The organism is Aeromicrobium senzhongii, assembly GCF_014334735.1.
Taxonomy (GTDB): Bacteria; Actinomycetota; Actinomycetes; order Propionibacteriales; family Nocardioidaceae; genus Aeromicrobium; species Aeromicrobium senzhongii.
Genome location: NZ_CP060587.1, coordinates 2,974,299 through 2,991,003, shown reverse-complemented (window position 1 = coordinate 2,991,003; position 16,705 = coordinate 2,974,299). Strand labels below are relative to the sequence as shown.

14 protein-coding genes are annotated in these 16,705 nt (G+C 72.1%); 9 read left to right on the top strand and 5 right to left on the bottom strand.

The genetic code is table 11. The features are described from left to right. Positions 1-6: 6 nt before the first annotated feature. Positions 7-1,761, top strand: a complete 1,755-nt coding sequence (locus tag H9L21_RS15660) for a collagen-binding domain-containing protein (RefSeq protein WP_187411606.1) — start codon at positions 7-9, stop codon at positions 1,759-1,761. Between the two features lie 58 nt (positions 1,762-1,819). Here H9L21_RS15660 and H9L21_RS14620 read toward each other — a convergent pair whose 3' ends face one another. Both H9L21_RS14620 and H9L21_RS14615 read right to left on the bottom strand, forming a co-directional pair. Then, entirely contained in the window at positions 1,820-3,307 is a 1,488-nt protein-coding gene (locus H9L21_RS14620) for an amino acid permease (RefSeq protein ID WP_154597395.1), read from the bottom strand. A gap of 46 nt (positions 3,308-3,353) precedes the next feature. After that, positions 3,354-4,814: an SDR family oxidoreductase gene (locus H9L21_RS14615; RefSeq protein WP_154597396.1), complete on the bottom strand. Its 1,461-nt coding sequence runs from the start codon at positions 4,812-4,814 to the stop codon at positions 3,354-3,356. 94 nt (positions 4,815-4,908) lie between these two features. Between H9L21_RS14615 and H9L21_RS14610 the strand changes: the two genes are divergently transcribed. Continuing rightward, positions 4,909-5,424 carry a hypothetical protein gene (locus H9L21_RS14610; protein ID WP_154597397.1) on the top strand — a complete coding sequence of 172 codons (516 nt, stop codon included), beginning with the start codon at positions 4,909-4,911 and terminating at the stop codon, positions 5,422-5,424. Here H9L21_RS14610 and ptsP read toward each other — a convergent pair. Further along, on the bottom strand, positions 5,421-7,076 hold the full coding sequence (gene ptsP / locus H9L21_RS14605) for a phosphoenolpyruvate--protein phosphotransferase (protein WP_255467080.1): 1,656 nt from the start codon (positions 7,074-7,076) through the stop codon (positions 5,421-5,423). The genes H9L21_RS14610 and ptsP overlap by 4 nt on opposite strands. Before the next feature lie 163 nt (positions 7,077-7,239). On the opposite strand from ptsP, the gene H9L21_RS14600 reads away from it, so the two are divergent. The 7 genes from H9L21_RS14600 to H9L21_RS14570 all read left to right on the top strand — a co-directional run bounded on the left by H9L21_RS14600 (position 7,240) and on the right by H9L21_RS14570 (position 13,408). Continuing rightward, positions 7,240-8,205 (top strand): 1-phosphofructokinase family hexose kinase, encoded by a 966-nt coding sequence (locus H9L21_RS14600; protein ID WP_187411605.1) that lies wholly within the window; start codon positions 7,240-7,242, stop codon positions 8,203-8,205. Continuing rightward, positions 8,193-10,259 (top strand): PTS fructose transporter subunit IIABC, encoded by a 2,067-nt coding sequence (locus tag H9L21_RS14595; RefSeq protein WP_154597400.1) that lies wholly within the window; start codon positions 8,193-8,195, stop codon positions 10,257-10,259. The genes H9L21_RS14600 and H9L21_RS14595 overlap by 13 nt, the downstream gene beginning before the upstream one ends. 13 nt (positions 10,260-10,272) lie before the next feature. Continuing rightward, positions 10,273-10,536: an HPr family phosphocarrier protein gene (locus H9L21_RS14590; RefSeq protein WP_154597401.1), complete on the top strand. Its 264-nt coding sequence runs from the start codon at positions 10,273-10,275 to the stop codon at positions 10,534-10,536. Between the two features lie 89 nt (positions 10,537-10,625). Further along, positions 10,626-11,063, top strand: coding sequence for an OsmC family protein (locus H9L21_RS14585; RefSeq protein WP_154597402.1), 438 nt, complete (start codon positions 10,626-10,628; stop codon positions 11,061-11,063). 67 nt (positions 11,064-11,130) lie between these two features. Beyond that, positions 11,131-11,799 carry a nitroreductase gene (locus H9L21_RS14580; RefSeq protein ID WP_187411604.1) on the top strand — a complete coding sequence of 223 codons (669 nt, stop codon included), beginning with the start codon at positions 11,131-11,133 and terminating at the stop codon, positions 11,797-11,799. Further along, the gene (locus H9L21_RS14575) at positions 11,796-12,662 is read left to right on the top strand and encodes an alpha/beta fold hydrolase (protein ID WP_187411603.1); all 867 of its coding nucleotides are present in this window, start codon (positions 11,796-11,798) and stop codon (positions 12,660-12,662) included. The genes H9L21_RS14580 and H9L21_RS14575 overlap by 4 nt, the downstream gene beginning before the upstream one ends. Then, positions 12,659-13,408: an enoyl-CoA hydratase-related protein gene (locus H9L21_RS14570; RefSeq protein WP_154597405.1), complete on the top strand. Its 750-nt coding sequence runs from the start codon at positions 12,659-12,661 to the stop codon at positions 13,406-13,408. Before H9L21_RS14575 ends, H9L21_RS14570 begins: the two co-directional genes overlap by 4 nt. On the opposite strand, the gene H9L21_RS14565 is transcribed toward H9L21_RS14570, so the two are convergent. Both H9L21_RS14565 and H9L21_RS14560 read right to left on the bottom strand, forming a co-directional pair. Beyond that, positions 13,395-15,233, bottom strand: coding sequence for an endonuclease/exonuclease/phosphatase family protein (locus H9L21_RS14565; protein WP_154597406.1), 1,839 nt, complete (start codon positions 15,231-15,233; stop codon positions 13,395-13,397). The two genes, H9L21_RS14570 and H9L21_RS14565, sit on opposite strands and share 14 nt — an antisense overlap. Before the next feature lie 36 nt (positions 15,234-15,269). Further along, complete coding sequence (locus tag H9L21_RS14560) at positions 15,270-16,670, bottom strand: hypothetical protein (protein WP_154597407.1); 1,401 nt, start codon at positions 16,668-16,670, stop codon at positions 15,270-15,272. Between the last annotated feature and the right edge of the window lie 35 nt (positions 16,671-16,705).

Sequence of the window (16,705 nt, the reverse complement as noted above, 5' to 3'; positions counted from 1 at the left end):
GAACTGGTGGACAGCACGACTCGGGTACGGAAGAACGCGAACCGCTGGACGGCACTGACGGTCGCGGTCACGGTGGCGGCCGGTGCAGGCCTGGCCGTGATGGCGGCGCCCACGGCGACGGCGGCGACCGACACCTTCAACCCGTTCTCGGCGAACCGCGGGTTCAGTGTGGTCGCGCAGGGTGACGCGGTGCTGGGCAACGGCGAGATCGAGGGATCGATCGCCGCGTTCGGCAGCGTCGCCTCGTCCGAGCGGAACGGCTACCCGGTGGTGCACACCGCCGCCGGCATGTCCGACTACGGCGTGCCGTCGATCGACGGGAAGCCGGTGCGGATCCTGGCGAACCGGTTCGTCGGTTCGGGTGCGTTCGACGTCTCCAACCGCGACGACACCAACACGATCAAGGCAGGCTCCGACGAGGCGCGCGCCGGCGTCAAGCTCGTCGACGTCACCGGACTGACCGGTTCGGCCCGTGGTGGCGGCGCCTGGGCCGCCGCGGGGAAGGACTTCCTGCGTGTCACGAACCCGTCCGGCGGCCTCCTCGACCTGAAGGTCGAGCCGTTCGCCACGTCGTCGGTGAGTGATCTGGCCACCTCGCTGCCCTCGGTGGCGGCGTACTTCCCGGGTCTGGCGACCGAGCTCGCCCGGATCGACGACTGCCTCGTGTCGATGTACGACCCGTCGAACGACCTGGTCACGGTCGTGAACGCCCGCGAGGAGCACGGGATGCTGTTCCCCGACAACTTCTCGACGACCCGTCCGAACGTGCTGGACTACGCGGCCGTCGCTGGCAAGACGGTCAAGATGGACCGGGCCGGCGGCTACGTGCCCACCGCGCAGGCGCCGCTGGTCATCAAGGTGCCCGCCGGGACCACGCGGGTCGGCGCCATCAACATCGAGGGATGGAGCGCGGACCGCAGTCGCGACCAGGCCTTCGCCCGCCACATCCTGATCGACCTGTCCGACGTCACGGGCCCGGTGCGGATCGACGGGCTGACCATGGGCGCGGTGTGGGCGCCCGACGCGGACCTGGTGTTCGACTCCAACGTCACCACCAACGGCCAGTGGTTCGCCGGGGACGTCAGCACGGGACCCGCCCGCGGCGAGATCCACCACCACGCCTTCGACGCGGCGCTCCCGTGCGCCTCCGCGACGACGGAGCCGACCACGGAGCCGACGACGGAGCCGACGACGGAGCCGACGACCGAGCCGACGACGGAGCCGACGACCGAGCCGACGACGGAGCCGACGACCGAGCCGACCACGGAGCCGACGACCGAGCCGACCACGGAGCCGACCACGGAGCCGACCACGGAGCCGACCACGGAGCCCACGACGGAGCCGACCACGGAGCCCACGACGGAGCCGACCACGGAGCCGACCACGGAGCCGACCACGGAGCCGACGACCGAGCCGACCACGGAGCCGACGACCGAGCCGACCACGGAGCCGACGACCGAGCCGACGACCGAGCCGACGACCGAGCCGACCACGGAGCCGACGACCGAGCCGACGACCGAGCCGACCACGGAGCCGACCACGGAGCCGACGACCGAGCCCACCGAGATCGGCGGGTCCGGGGACAGCAACGACCCCGGTGAGTCCGGTTCCGGGGACGACCGCGGCGATGGGCCGGACGGCGGGCCCCTGGCCTCCACGGGATCGGGCGCCACGCCGGCCATCGCGCTGAGCGGCCTGCTGGCGGTGCTGGTCGGTCTCGGCCTCATCGTCGCGCGCCGCGCGGGACGCAAGTCCAACTGACGATGCCGGTGAGGACGGTCGCGAGAACGCGGCCGTTCTCACCGTTCAGCGGTGTGGGTCAGTCGGCACGGGGCTCGGTCGAAGTGGCTTCAGGCGCCGCCTCCGACTGGCCGAGCCGCGAGTGCGTGCGCCCGTAGACCGCGTAGATCACGACGCCGATGGCCATCCAGATGATGAAGCGCTCCCACGTCAGCAGGGAGAGGTTCAGCATCAACCAGATGCAGGTCAGGATCGAGCCGCTGGCCACGAGCGGGGCCCACTTCACGCGGAACGCCCGCGGCAGGTCCGGGCGCGTGCGGCGCAGGATCAGCACGCCGGCCGACACCAGCGCGAACGCGAACAGCGTGCCGATGCTGACCAGGTGACTCAGCTCGGCCAGTGGGACGAAGCCGGCCAGGACCGCCACGACGGCCGACGTGATGAGCGTGATGCGGTGCGGGGTGCCGTACTTCGGGTGGACCGTCGCCAGCTGGCGCGGCAGCAGACCGTCACGGCACATCGCGAACAGGATGCGCGACTGGCCCAGCAGCAGCACCAGGATCGTCGTGATCATGCCCGCGACGGCACCCAGGGAGATGAGGTTGGCGGCCCACTCGACCCCGTTGGCCGAGAACGCCTCGGCCAGCGGTGCACTCGTGTCCATCCGCTTGTCGGTGTACGGCAGCATGCCGGTGATCACGAACGACACGGCCATGTACAGCAGGGTGCAGATCAGCAGCGAGCCCAGGATGCCGCGCGGCACGTCGCGCTGCGGGTTCTTCGTCTCCTCGGCCGTCGTGGCGACGACGTCGAAGCCGATGTAGCTGAAGAAGACCACCGATGCGGCCGCGACGATGCCCATGACACCGAACGCGGTCGGGGCCATGCCGAAGACCGCCTGCAGCAGTGTCTCGTCGGCGCCCTTGGCCAGCTCGGCCGGCTCCGACGGCGGGATGAACGGCGAGTAGTTCGCGGCCTTGATGTAGAACAGGCCGGCGATGACGACGAACAGGACCACGCTGACCTTGATCGCGACGAAGATGCTCGAGACCGAGCTGGAGAGCTTCGTGCCCGCGATGACGAGGAACGCCAGGATCCCCACGATCGCCATGGCGGCGACGTCGACGACCGCCTGGTCGCCCGCGACCTGCGTCGGCAGCTCGAGCAGCTCCTGCAGATAGCCCGACCAGCCGCGCGCGACCACCGCCGCACCCAGGGCCAGCTCGAGCAGCAGGTCCCAGCCGATGATCCAGGCGATGAACTCGCCCAGGGTCGCGTAGCTGAACGTGTAGGCACTGCCGGCGACCGGCACGGCCGCCGCGAACTCGGCGTAACAGAGGGCGGCGAGGGCGCAGACGGCTCCGGCGATGAGGAAACTGATGACGATGGCCGGGCCTGCGTGGTTGTGCGCCTCCTGCCCCGTCAGTACGAAGATGCCGGTGCCGATGATGACCCCGATGCCGAAGACGATGAGGTCCTTCGTGGTCAGTTCGCGCTTGAGCTGGTGCTCCGGCTCATCGGTCTCCGCGATCGACTGTTCGATGCTCTTCGTCCGGAACAGGTTCATGGCCTCGATGCTGGTCCTCCGGAGGCGCTGTTGCAACCCGCCACCGTCAGGCGCGGTCCTCGGCCGCCTTCGCCACGTTGCGCTGCATGCCGCCGAAGATGATGCCGTGGAAGGGCCACACGGCCCACCAGTAGATATGGCCCAGCAGGCCGCGCGGATGGAACAGGGCGCGTTGATGGAAGGACGTCGTGCCCGAGTCGTCCGAACCCACCCGCAGCTCGAGCCACGCCAGTCCGGGCACCTTCATCTCGGCCCGCAGTCGCAGGAAGGAGCCCTCCTCCTCGTCCTCGACCCGCCAGAAGTCCACCGCGTCGCCGACCACCAGCCGGCTGTGGTCGCGCCGGCCCCGGCGCAGGCCGGGACCGCCGAACGCCCGGTCGATCAGCCCGCGGACCTGCCAGGCCAGCGGCCACGAGTACCAGCCGTGGTCGCCGCCGATGCCCTCGATGACCGCCCACAGCTGCTCGGGCGTCGCCTGGACCTCGCGCGTGCGCTCGTCGACGTAGAGCGAGCCGCCGGCCCAGTCCGGGTCGACGGGAAGCGGCTCGGACGGGGCGCCGCCGGTCGAGGCCGACGACCAGCGGGTGGGGACGTCGAGGTCGCGGATCTTGGTCAGGGCCAGCTCGACGGCCCGCTCGAAGCCGGTCCGGCCGCCCGGCGGCAGGTGGACGTGGCGCGTGATGTCGTCCTCCTGTGCGACGACGTTGTTGCGCAGGCTCTCGACGAGCGGGCGGGCCAGGCTGGCGGGCACGGGCGTGACCAGGCCGACCCAGAGGCTCGACACGCGGGGCGACAGCACCGGCACCCGCAGGATGCGCCGCGGCGACAGCCCGGCCACCTTCGCGTAACGCTGCATCATGTCGAGGTACGTCAGGACGTCCGGTCCGCCGATGTCGAAGCGCCGGTTCACGTCCGGCGGCAGGTTCGCGCAGCCGACCAGGATGTGCAGCACGTCGCGGATCGCGATCGGCTGGATGCGCGAGTCCACCCACCGCGGCGTGACCATCGCGGGCAGCCGTTCGGTGAGGTAGCGCAGCATCTCGAACGACGCCGAGCCCGAGCCGATGATGATTCCCGCCTGCAGGACCGCCGTCGGGACGGACGAGTCCAGCAGCACCCGGGCGACCTCGTCGCGCGAGCGCAGGTGCTCGGACAGCTCCTCGTTCTCGGGCGCCATCCCCGAGAGGTAGACGAAGCGCCCCACGCCGGCGTCCTCGGCGGCTCGGGCGATCGTGTCGGCCATCTCGTGCTCGGTGCGCACCAGATCGCCCTTCGAGCCGATCGAGTGCAGCAGGTAGTAGAAGACGTCGATGCCCTCGCAGGCCCGTCGGACGTCGTCGCCGTCGGTCGCGTCGCCCACGACGATCTCGACCCGGTCGGCCCAGGGGTGGGCGCGCGCCTTCCGCTCGTCGCGGACGAGGACCCGCACCTCGTGCCCGGCGGCCAGCAGCTCGGGGACCAGACGGCCCCCGACGTATCCGGTCGAGCCGGTGACGAGACAGCGCATGGTCCGAGTCTCAGGGCCCGTCGTGCCCACCGCACCCGGGGGAGCCGGGGCGGTTCATGGGTGCCGGCCGGCCCGGTGCCCCATGATGGGACCCGTGTCCACGCTGCTGATCCTCATGTCCGTCGTCGTCACGCTCGTCTTCGGACTGTTCGCCGTGGGCGTGGTCCTGCTCCTGGTGCGGGCGACGCAGACCCCGCCCCACAAGATCCAGCAGCCCGGCTGGCAGGGCGCCGCGTCGGGGACGCCGCCCGTCCCGGGAGCAGGCTCCTGGAACGCCGAGGTGATGAGCGACGGACTCGTCGGCATGGCCGGTGGCAGCCTGCGCTCGACCTTCGGGCGCTTCGACCTGCGCGACGGTGCCCTCGCGTTCACGCCGAACGGCGAGGCCGCGCCCGCCTGGCAGGCACGGTGCGCCGACCTCGCCGTGACCCGCCACGGCGTGCTGTCGCCGCACGCGGTGACGTTGCAGGGCCCGATGGGCGTCGTGCGCTGCAGTGTCAGCATCGAGCACATCAACCGCTTCTCGCGCAACAGCATCAAGACGATGCGCCAGGCCAACTACGCCACCCAGTTCGTGCAGGTCCTGCGCGCCAACGGCGCCCGCGGCTAGGCGGGCTGCAGGACATCCTTGGCCGCCTTGGCGGCGGTCAGGTTGTCGGTGGCCTCGAGGGCCGCGGCGGCGGCCTCCTCGCACTGCGCGAACGTGACCTGCGAGAGGCGCGCGCCGACGGCTCGCACGGCCGTGGCCGCACAGGACAGCGACGTGACGCCCAGGCCGGTCAGCACGCACGCCAGCAGCGGGTGGGCCGCAGCCTCGCCACAGACGCCGACGGGCTTGCCGGCCCGGCGTCCGGCATCGGCCACGAGCTTGATCGAGGCCAGCAGCGCGGGCTGCCACGGATCGGTCAGGTTGCTCAGCGTGGGCGCCATCCGGTCGGCCGCGAACGTGTACTGCGACAGGTCGTTGGTGCCGATCGAGACGAAGTCCAGGTGCCGGAAGAGGCGGTCGGCCAGCAGCACGGTCGAGGGGGTCTCGATCATGATCCCGGCCCGCATGCCGCGCGCACGGACGCGCTCGGCGAACCACTGCGCCTCGGCCTCGGTGGTGACCATCGGAGCCATGACGCGCACGTCCGCGCTGGTCCGCTCCCGGGCCGCGGCGATGCCGTCCAGCTGACGATCGAGGATGCCCGGGTCGGCCAGGCCGATGCGCAGGCCGCGCACGCCCAGGGCCGGGTTCGGCTCGTCGGGCTGCGTCGCGAAGGCCAGCGGCTTGTCCGAGCCGGCGTCGAGCGTGCGAACGATGACCTTCTTGTCGCCCATGGCCTCGAAGACGGCGGAGTAGAGCTCGGCCTGCTCCTCGACGGACGGCTCGGTGGTGCGCTCGAGGAACAGCAGCTCCGTGCGGAACAGGCCGACGCCCTCGATCGGCTGCTCGGCGGCGACGCGGGCACCCGGGCCGTCCTGCACGTTGGCCAGGATCTGGACGGGATGACCGTCGGAGGTCCGGCCGGGGCCCGACCATCCCTCGGCCGCCTCGCGGCTGCGGCGGTCCTGCTCGATGAGCGCGTTGATCTGGTCCTCGTCCGGATCGACCGTGACGGTGCCGGCGGTGCCGTCGACGGCGACCCGGCCGCCCGCGGGGACCTCCTTGAGGTCGGTGACGGCGACGACGCAGGGGATGCCCAGCTGGCGGGCGATGATCGCGGTGTGGCTGGTCGAGCCGCCCAGCTCGGTGGCGATCGCGACGATCTTGGTCGGATCGAGACCGGCGGTGTCGGCGGGCGCGAGGTCCTCGGCGAGCAGGACGACGGGCTCGTCCGGCACCGGGATGCCGGGCTCGGGCAGGTGCAGCAGCTCGGCGACGATCCGGTCGCGGACGTCGTAGAGGTCGGTGACGCGCTCGGCCATCAGGCCACCGGCCGCCGTGAACATGGCGGCGAGCTCGTCGATGGCCTTCGAGGTGGCCGTGGCCGGGCCGGCGCCGGCGGCGGCGTGCTTGGTGACGAACGTGGCCAGGCCACGGTCCTCGGCCAGGGCGGCCGTGGCGGCGAGCACCTCGGACGCAGCTCCGCTGGCGGCATCGGAACGGGCGCGCAGACGCTGCGCGACCTCGGCGGCGGCCGAGCCGAACGCGACCGTCGTGGCGGAGGGGTCACCGGCCGGTTCGTTCTCGGGGGCGGTGGGGCGCGGAGCCGGACGAACGGCCGGGCCGACACCGATTCCGGGGACGACGGCGGTTCCGGAGTAGAGGCTGGTCACCCTTCGACGGTATCCCGCGCGTGATCGGCCGCACAGGGGAGCCTTGACATTTCTGCGAATGAGACATAAAACAAGAAAAGACCACGTCAAAGCCACACGAAACCACATCGCGGAAGTGGCGCAGGCGTGTGACCGTGGAAAGAGCGGACCGAAGGGGGTCGTCGTGATCGTCACCGTCACTGCCAATCCCGCGACCGACAGGCTGATCAGCCTGCTCGAGCCGCTCGAGCCCGGTGCCGTCCTGCGCAGCGAGGCGGCCCACGACGATCCCGGTGGCAAGGGGATCAACGTCGCTCGGGTGCTGCACGCCGCGGGGGTGCCCGTGACCGCGGTCCTGCCGGGCGCCGAGGACGAGCCCCTGCTCGCCGCGCTCGACGACCTGGGACTGAGCTACCGAGCCGTCCCCGTCCGCGAGCGGCTGCGGGTGAACCTCACCCTCGCCGATCCCGACGGCACCACGACCAAGATCAACTCGCCCGGCCCGACGCTGGACGAGGACGAGCTGAAGCAGCTCACCGAGACCCTCGTCGACGCCGCGCACCCCGGCGACTGGGCGGTCCTCTCCGGCTCGCTCCCGCCGGGCGTGCCCGGCGACTGGTACGCCGCCACGACCAACGCCCTGAAGCAGGCCGGTGTCCGCGTCGCCGTCGACACCTCCGGTGACGCCCTGGGTCGGACGGTCGAGCACGCGTCGCCCGATCTGCTCAAGCCCAACTCCGACGAGCTGGCCGAGCTGCTGGGGTGCGACGCGAGCGAGATCGAGCGCGATCACGGCCAGGCCGCGGCCCGCGCCCAGCAACTGCGCGAGACCGGGGGAGTCGGCACCGTCCTGCTGACACTCGGTGGCGACGGCGCCGTGCTGGCCACCGCCGAGGGCTCCTGGTTCTGCCCGCCCGTCCGGATCACCCAGCGCAGCACCGTGGGTGCCGGGGACTCGTCCCTCGCCGGATACCTCGTCGCGGAGGTCGCGGGCCGGTCGCCGGCCGAGTGCCTCGCCAGCGCTGCTGCACACGGGGCCGCCGCGGCGTCCCTTCCCGGTTCGGCACTGCCGGTGCCGACCGACCTCCCGCCACTGCCCACCGCGGTGGCTGTCGAACCAGCCTCTTGGAGGACGACATGGAACAGCTGATCACCAACGACCTCGTCTCACTGGACGTCGACCTCGGCGTAGACTCCTCGGCCGTCATCGAGGCCCTGGCCGCCCGCATCACGTCGGTCGGCCGCGCGGTTTCGGCCGACGAGCTGGCCGACGCGGCCAAGGCGCGCGAGACGCAAGCCGGAACCGGCGTGCCGGGCGGCATCGCGATCCCGCACTGCCGCACCGCCACGGTCACGGCCCCGACGCTCGCCTTCGCGCGACTGACCAACCCTGCCGACTTCGGCGCCCCGGACGGGCCCGCCGACATCGTCTTCATGATCGCCGCGCCCGAGGGTGCCGGGGACGCCCACCTGAAGCTGCTCTCGTCGCTGGCGCGAGCGCTGGTCCGGCCCGACTTCACCCAGGCGCTGCGCGATGCGCAGACACCCGGTGAGATCGTCACCCTCGTCGAGGAGGTCACCTCGGGCACCGACCTCAAGACCGGTGCGGCCCCCGCGAACACCGAGACGCCGGCGACGACCGGGAGCACCGGCGGCGACACGCCGCACCTCGTGGCCGTCACGGCCTGCACGACCGGCATCGCCCACACCTACATGGCGGCCGACGCGCTCACGCAGGCCGCGAGCGACGCCGGGATCGACCTGGTCGTCGAGCCGCAGGGCTCGTCCGGCAGCTCCCCGCTCACGCGGGAGCAGATCGCCGCGGCCGACGCCGTGATCTTCGCGACCGACGTGGGTGTCAAGGACCAGGCCAGGTTCGCCGGCAAGCCCGTCGTCCGCAGCGGCGTCAAGCGCGCCATCAACGAGCCGCGCGTCATGATCGACGAGGCGCTCGCGGCCGCGAACGACCCGTCGGCGCGCCGGGTCGAGGGCGACTCCGACGAGACGACCGCGGCCGAGTCCGGCGGCGAGAACGAGAACGCGGGCAAGAAGCTGCAGCGCTGGCTGTTGACCGGCGTCAGCTACATGATCCCGTTCGTGGCAGCCGGCGGCCTGATGATCGCGATCGGCTACCTGCTGGGGGGCTACGACGTCAGCGACAAGGCGAGCGACATCCTCGCCAACAACTCGCTGACGAACCTGCCCGCGGCCGGCGACCACGCCCTGTTCGGCAGTGCTTTCCTCTACTACATCGGCGCGCTGGTGTTCCTGCTCGGCTCGTGGGCCTTCAGCTTCCTGGTGCCCGCCCTGGCCGGCTTCATCGCCTACGCGATCGCCGACCGGCCGGGCATCGCGCCGGGCTTCGTCATGGGCTTCGCCGCCACCCAGATCGGCGTGACCGACACCAATCCCAACGGCGCCGGCTTCATCGGCGGCATCGTCGGCGGTCTGCTCGCCGGACTCGTCGCGGCGTGGTTCGCCCACCGCGGCGTGCCGCGCTGGCTGGCCGGCCTGATGCCGGTCGTCGTGATCCCGCTGGTCTCCACGCTGGTGGTCGGCATGGCGATGATCCTGGTGCTGGCCAAGCCGCTCGCGTGGCTGAACGAGGCCCTCGTCGACGGGCTCAACAGCATGACCGGCAGCTCGGCCATCGTGCTGGGCGCCGTGCTCGGCCTGATGATGTGCTTCGACCTCGGCGGACCGGTGAACAAGGCGGCCTACGTCTTCGCCGTCACGGGCCTGTCCACCACGGGCGCGCTCGATCCGGGCTCGTCGCAGTCCAAGATCATGGCGGCCGTGATGCTGGCCGGCATGGTGCCGCCGTTGGCGATGGCGCTCTCCACCGTGTTGCGTCCGAAGCTCTACACCCCGGCCGAGCGCGAGAACGGCAAGGCGGCGTGGTTGCTCGGTGCCTCGTTCATCTCCGAGGGCGCCATCCCGTTCGCCGCGGCGGACCCCTTCCGGGTGATCCCGGCGATGATGGCGGGCGGCGTCGTCACCGGCGCGATGTCGATGGCCGCGGGCGTCACCTGCGTGGCGCCGCACGGCGGCATCTTCGTGTTCTTCGCGGTGGACCACGTGCTGTGGTTCTTCGCGTCGCTGGCCGCCGGGACACTGGTGGCAGGATTCCTCGTGACCGCCCTCAAGCAGGCCGGCCACTCCAAGCAGGCGGCCGCTGCCGCCGACGACCCCGTCAACGTCTGAGAGGACACCCCACATGCCCAGCAAGACCGTCACCGTCGGATCCGCCGTGGGACTCCACGCCCGTCCGGCCGCCACGATCGCTGCCGCCGTCAGCGAGTCGGGGGTCCCCGTCACCCTCGCGGTCGCCGGCGGCGACCCCGTCGACGCCGGCTCGGCGCTGCTGATCATGACGCTCGGCGCCGGCCAGGGCGCCGAGGTCACGGTCGAGAGCGACGATGAGGCGACGCTTGCCAAGATCGCCGCACTCGTCGAGGCCGACCTGGACGCCGACGCCTGATCCGCCCCACCGGTTCCCGTCCCACGTGGGCGGGAACCGGGCCGCGCGATGGGGGTGCCGCCGTGCCCGACCGGTCCTAGGGTCGAGGTATGAGCGTCGAATCCTCCATGCGCAGTGTCCATCTCGTCCGTACCGGTCCGCAGGAGTACCGCGCTGAGAACCCGCGCGGTGGCGTGATCGCCTTCGGCGAGGGACAGAACACCGACTTCACGCCGGTCGAGCTGCTGCTGGTCGCCCTCGGCGGTTGCAACGCGCTGACCCTCGAGGCGCTGACCAAGCGCGCCGAGCCCACCCGCTTCGACATCGCGGTCGAGGGCCAGAAGCGCGAGCGACCCGGTGGCGGCACGACTCTCGATGACCTCGTCGTCACGATCGACATCACCTTCCCTCATGACGAGGACGGCCGAGCCATGGCCGAGCGGGTGCCGTCGGCGATGGAGAAGTCGCACCAGCTGTGCACCGTCAGCCAGACCATCGAGTCCGCCTCGCCGGTCCGCGTCGTGCAGGTGCGCACCAGCCAGGAGTGATCCCGGCGCCTGGCGCAGAAACCGTCACGCGTGACCGGAAGTGATGCCCGGCCGGTACGGTGGCCTCATGGTCGACGCAGACGCCGAGGTCCTGGACCGCCTGCTGGCGGCGCGGTTCAGTTGCCGCGGGTTCCGTCCCGACGAGATTCCCGAGGACGACATCCGAGCGGTCCTGCGCTCGGCCTCCCGCACTCCCTCGTGGTGCAATGTCCAACCGTGGCACGTCGACATCGTGTCCGGTGACGCGCTCGAACGGCTGCGCCGCGACCTCGCGGTCGACGCCTCCCTGGGCTCGGACTACCCGTTCCCGCCGGGGTACGAGGGTGTCCACGCCGAGCGGCGTCGCGAGGTCGGCTGGCAGCTGTACGAGGCCGTCGGCGTCGAGAAGGGCGACCGCGAGGCGTCGATGCGCGAGATGCTGCGCAACTTCGAGTTCTTCGACGCGCCCCACGTCGCCGTCGTCTCGGCGCCCGCGCCGCTGGGCGTGTACGCCGCCATCGACTGCGGGCTGTTCGTCCAGTCGTTCCTCCTCGCGGCACAGGCCCGCGGGATCGCCACGGTCGCCCAGGCCGCGCTGGCGCAGAAGTCCGACTTCCTGCGCGAGCGGCTCAACCTTCCGCAGGACCGCTCGATCGTCTGCGGCATCTCGTTCGGCTACGCCGACCCCGATCACCCGGCGAACTCGTTCCGCGCCGGCCGCGCGCAGGTGCACGAGCTGGCGAGGTTCCACCGGTGACCGTTCCCGAGTGGTTCCGCTGGGCCCTGGACCAGAAGCCGCAGCACCTCGAGGTCGAGGTCGACGGCGTCCCGATCGCCTACCGCGCCTGGGGTGAGCAGGGCGACCCCGTCGCGGTGCTGGTCCACGGTGGCGCCGCGCACGCGGGCTGGTGGGACCACGTCGCGCCGCACCTCGCGGTGGGGCACCGGGTGCTCGCGCCCGACCTGAGCGGGCACGGCGACAGCGGCCGTCGCGACGCGTACACGCTCGAGGCGTGGGCCCGTGAGATCCTCGCGGTCGCCTCGGCGGAGTCGGCCGAGAAGCCGGTCGTGTTCGGGCACAGCATGGGCGGGTTCGTCGCGCTCACCGCCGCCCGCGAGCACGGGGCCGACCTGCTCGGCGCCGCCGCGATCGACTCGCCGGTCCAGGCCGTCTCGCCCGAGGCGCGCTCGTGGCGGGCAGACCGTGCGGTGCTGTCGATGCCGCTCTACCCGGACGCGGCCACCATGGTCAGCCGGTTCCGGACGCTGCCCGAGGACCCCTCGTGCCTGCCGTACATCCGCGACCACATCGCCCGCGAGTCGATCCGCCACGTCGATCGGCCGGACGGCACGGGGTGGACGTGGAAGTTCGATCCCCGCGTCTTCCTGCGCTCGATGATGGAGCCCGACGACGTGGCCCGCAGTCAGTGCGAGGTCGCGCTGTTGCGTGGCGAGCGGGGCATGGCCACCACGGACATCACCGAGGAGATCCGATCGCGGCTCGGCGGGAACGTGCCGGTGACCGTGATCCCGGACTCGGGCCACCACATCATGCTGGACCAGCCCACGGCACTGATCGCGGTGCTGCAGACGTTGCTCGGACAATGGAGGAGACGATGACCGATCTGCTGGTCGACCGCACGGACGGCGTCCTGCGACTGACGCTCAACTGCCCCGAACGGCTGAACTCGGTCACCACCGAGATGTTCGACGCGATGAGCGACGCGCTGGCCGACGCCGACGGGGTCCGCGTCGCCGTGATCACCGGCGAGGGCCGCGCCTTCTGCTCCGGAGCCGTGATGCGCCCGGACGCGACCAACACCGGCATCCTCGAGGCCGCCGACCGGTTGATCCACCTCGTCACCGAGGCGCCGTTCCCGGTCGTCGCGGCGCTCAACGGGCTGACCGCCGGCATCGGGTCCTCGCTGGCGCTGGCCGCCGACTTCCAGGTCGCGAAGGACACCGACTACATCCTCCAGGCGTTCGTCAACGTCGGCCTGATGGGCGACGGCGCGGCGCACGAGCTGATCGCCGCCTCGATCGGCCGCGCCCGCGCGACCCGGCTGTTGATGCTCGGCGAGAAGTTCCCCAACACCGAGGCGTTCGCCGCCGGGCTCATCACGCACTGCGTCAGCCCCGACGAGTGGCAGGCCACGGTCGACGGGTTGGTCGAGAAGCTGCGCACCGGGCCGACGATGGCCTACGCGCGCATCAAGCGGACGATCAACGCCGCGTCACTGATGAACCTCGACGAGACGCTGAGGACCGAGGCGGCCGAGCAGGCTGTCCTCGGCGCCAGCGCCGACTTCGCCGAGGGCGTCGCCGCCTTCACGGAGAAGCGTCGGGCCAGCTTCACCGGTCACTGACGGTGTCCATCGCCGCCAGCGCGAAGCTCGCGATCACCGGAAGGTGGTCCGAGGCCTGCAGCCGCGGCACCTCCACGTCGACGGCTCTGAGGGTGGGGCTCGAGAAGAGGTAGTCGATCCGTTGCTCCGGCCGGTCCGCCGGGCTGGTGGGCATGCCCCGGGGGGAGGCGTCGTGCAGACCCAGTGACGTCACCGTGGCGTGGGCTGCGCTGCCCTCCTGCATGTTGAAGTCGCCACCCAGAATGACCTCGCCGTCGAGCGTGCGCACCCAGTCCGCGAGATCGGCGGCCTGCGCCGTGACGCCCTCGTCGCCGTCGGTCGGCTGCAGGTGCGTCGAGACGAACCAGGTGGACGACCAGCGCCCGTCGGGCCGCACGGCGATGGCCTGCGCTCCGGTGACGGCGCCGTGTGAGGGCAGCTGGTGGCGTCGCACCTCGGCGCGGTCAGCGTCCAACAGCACGGCGTCGCCCCACACCGGGTCCGCGGCGGCCCCGAACCAGGCCGTGCGGCCCGTCAGTCGAGCCAGGATCGCCAGTTGGTCCTGTCCGCCGTTGAGGAACCAGCCGCGGTCGATCTCGCTGATGAGGGCGACGTCGGCCGACGCCAGCACGGACGAGACCTCGCGCGGCCGGAACACGCCGTCCATGCCGTAGCCCATCCGCAGGTTGTACGCAGCGACCCGCACCTGCAGGTCGTCCGCCGGCTCGGTCTCGAGCGGACGGATGGTCACCGTCGGTCCGACCAGTGCCAGCGCGGCGGCGACCACCGCGGCGCCCGCGAGGCCGAGGAGAACGGCCGGGCGGGCCGTGGGCCCGGAGGCCGCTGGTGCGGTGGCCCCGACGAGGCCGATGACCGCCGCCACGACGACCAGCAGCCAGTCGGCGCGATAGCCCAAGTCGTAGCCGGCGTAGTAGGCGAACAGCAGCGCGACCCAGACGACGCCGCCGGAGGCGATCGTCACGGCCCCGGCGCGCCGACCGGCGTTCGCCGCGAGCCACAGGTGCGCCAGTGCGGGCATCCCGATCAGGAACGCCACGACCGTCCAGGCAGGCAGGAGCCCTTCCGCGTCGGTGATCAGGGCCGAGACGGCCACCGCCAGCACGAGGGCCACGGCGGCCAGCACGGTCGACCAACGCCGCACCGGCACGAGCGTCGCCAGGATCGCGAGGGTGGCGGCACAGGCGGTCGCGGCGGCTCCGAGATCACCGGCAGCCACGGAGGCGCGGGCGGCGTTGGCCACGACCACGCCGCTCAGGAACAGTCCGGGTAAGAGCGTGAGGGCCAGGCGCCGGCCGAGCCCGTCCTCGCGGCCGCGACGGGTGAACGCCGGCACGAGACAGGCGATCTGGACCACGAGCAGTGCCCACGCCCAGCCGTCGGAGCGCCAGACCGCGCCCCACGTGCCGAGGGCCGCATGGGTGGTGACCGAGACGGCCAGTCCCGCCACGACGCCCGTGACGGCCGCCTCGCGATGGCGGGGCAGGGCCAGGGCGAGCCAGGTGACCGCCGCGACGACCCCGCCGGACGCCAGCACCAGGTGCGGCCGGCCGCCGTCGGTCAGCTCGAGTCCGATGCGGCTCAGCACGGCCGCCGCCAGCGCGATGCTCGCGGCGGCGTGCGAGATGCGGCGGCGCGTCCCGATCAGGGTCAGGACCACCGGGACGACCATGCAGGCGAGCGCGAACGCGCCGATCAGCTCAGGCGGCGTCGAGGCAGCCTGCCCGAAGATCGTGATGAGGGTCGGCGTCCACGCCCGCAACAGGTCCAGCAGCAGCCACGTCCCGCCAGCGAGGGCGACGACGTCGGTCCACCCGGGTCGATTCATGCCCCCCGTTCTACCGGGGCGGAACGTCGCGCGGGGTCAGGCGCGGGAACCGGCGAGTCCCAGCACCGCGGCCAGGCCCAGTGCCGAGCGGGGGTGGTAGCCCGCGGTCCACAGTCCGCCGTGCGCGGCCGCGAAGGCCTCCTCGCGCCACGGCTCGTCCGACGGCGTGCGGTCGCTGCGCAGGTCGTGGACCAGCAGGGCGGCCATCAGCACATTGCTCGTCGCCGGCTCGAAGATCTCGACGCCGAACCGGTGGGCACCGGCGTAGGCCGCGGCCAGCGCCCGGTTCTTGAGGACCGAGGCCGTCCGGGTCGCGGGTGCCACGTTGAGCGACACGGTCGCGCCCTCGGCGCGGGCGACGGCCGCGCGCCAGCGCTGGACCCGCTTGGCCAGCGCGTAGTTGGGTCCCTGCTGCGGCACGAGCGAGTCGCACAGGCCGATCTCGGCCTCCGGCGGGTAGTTCCGCTGCAACAGGCGGCCCCCGCTGAGGGCGCGGAAGGGCGCCCGGACGATCCGCCGGCCCGCCGAGTACGCCTCGTTGGACGTGGTGACCGCGCCCGCGGGCACGGCGAACACGTCGGTCGGAGTGGCTAGGTAGGCCAGCGCCGTGTCGGGGCGCTCGGCCAGTAGCCGGGTGGCGATCGCGTCGGCGGCCATCGACACCCGCACGTGGGTGGCGCCGTCGGCGTAGCAGTACGTGCCGAGCACGAGACGGCCGTCGAGGCTCTCGAGCCAGTGGGCCAGTTCGGGCAGGTTGTGCAGCAGGTCGGCGCCGGTCTCCTTGCCGCCGACGGGCAGCCGCACGCGACCTGCGCCCTCCCGCGCGTAGGACCGGATCCGCTGCTGGACGTCAGCACGGGGCAGGTCGACCGCGACCACGTCGGCGCCCCAGCGCAGCAGGGACCGGTAAGGACCCATCTCGGCGCCGGCGCCCAGGACGACGACGGTGTCGCCCTCGAGGCGCAACCACTCGGGGTGCGCGGCGACCTCGCGGATCGCGTCGGAGAAGGTGGGCTCGACGACGCCTCGGCGCACCCAGTCGTCGAGCTGCGCGTCGAGCTCGGCCCCGGTCAGGCGCCGGCCGCGGTAGGGGATGCTCAGCTCGGTCTCCGGCTCGGCGTCACCCTGGATCTCGACCGTGCTCCACGGGGCCTCGGTCGGGGGCGCGGACACCGCCTCGGCCAGCGGGAGGTCGCCGCAGAGCATCTGCTCGTTCATGCTGCGCAGTCCCTCGGAGGCGATCGTCACCGCGTCCTGTGGTGCCCCGAGCCCGGCTTCGACGAGCCGGGAGAAGTGGGTCAGGTACCCGCGCCGCCAGTTCGTCTCCTGCTCGACGGAGCGCGCGCCGACGGGATCGACCTTGCGCAGCGCGTCGGCCACGACGTGCCGTGCGGTCGCGGTGGAGCTGTCAGTGGGGAAGCGAACTCCGGATGCCATGAACATGAGGATACCCTCATGTACGGCGAGATTGT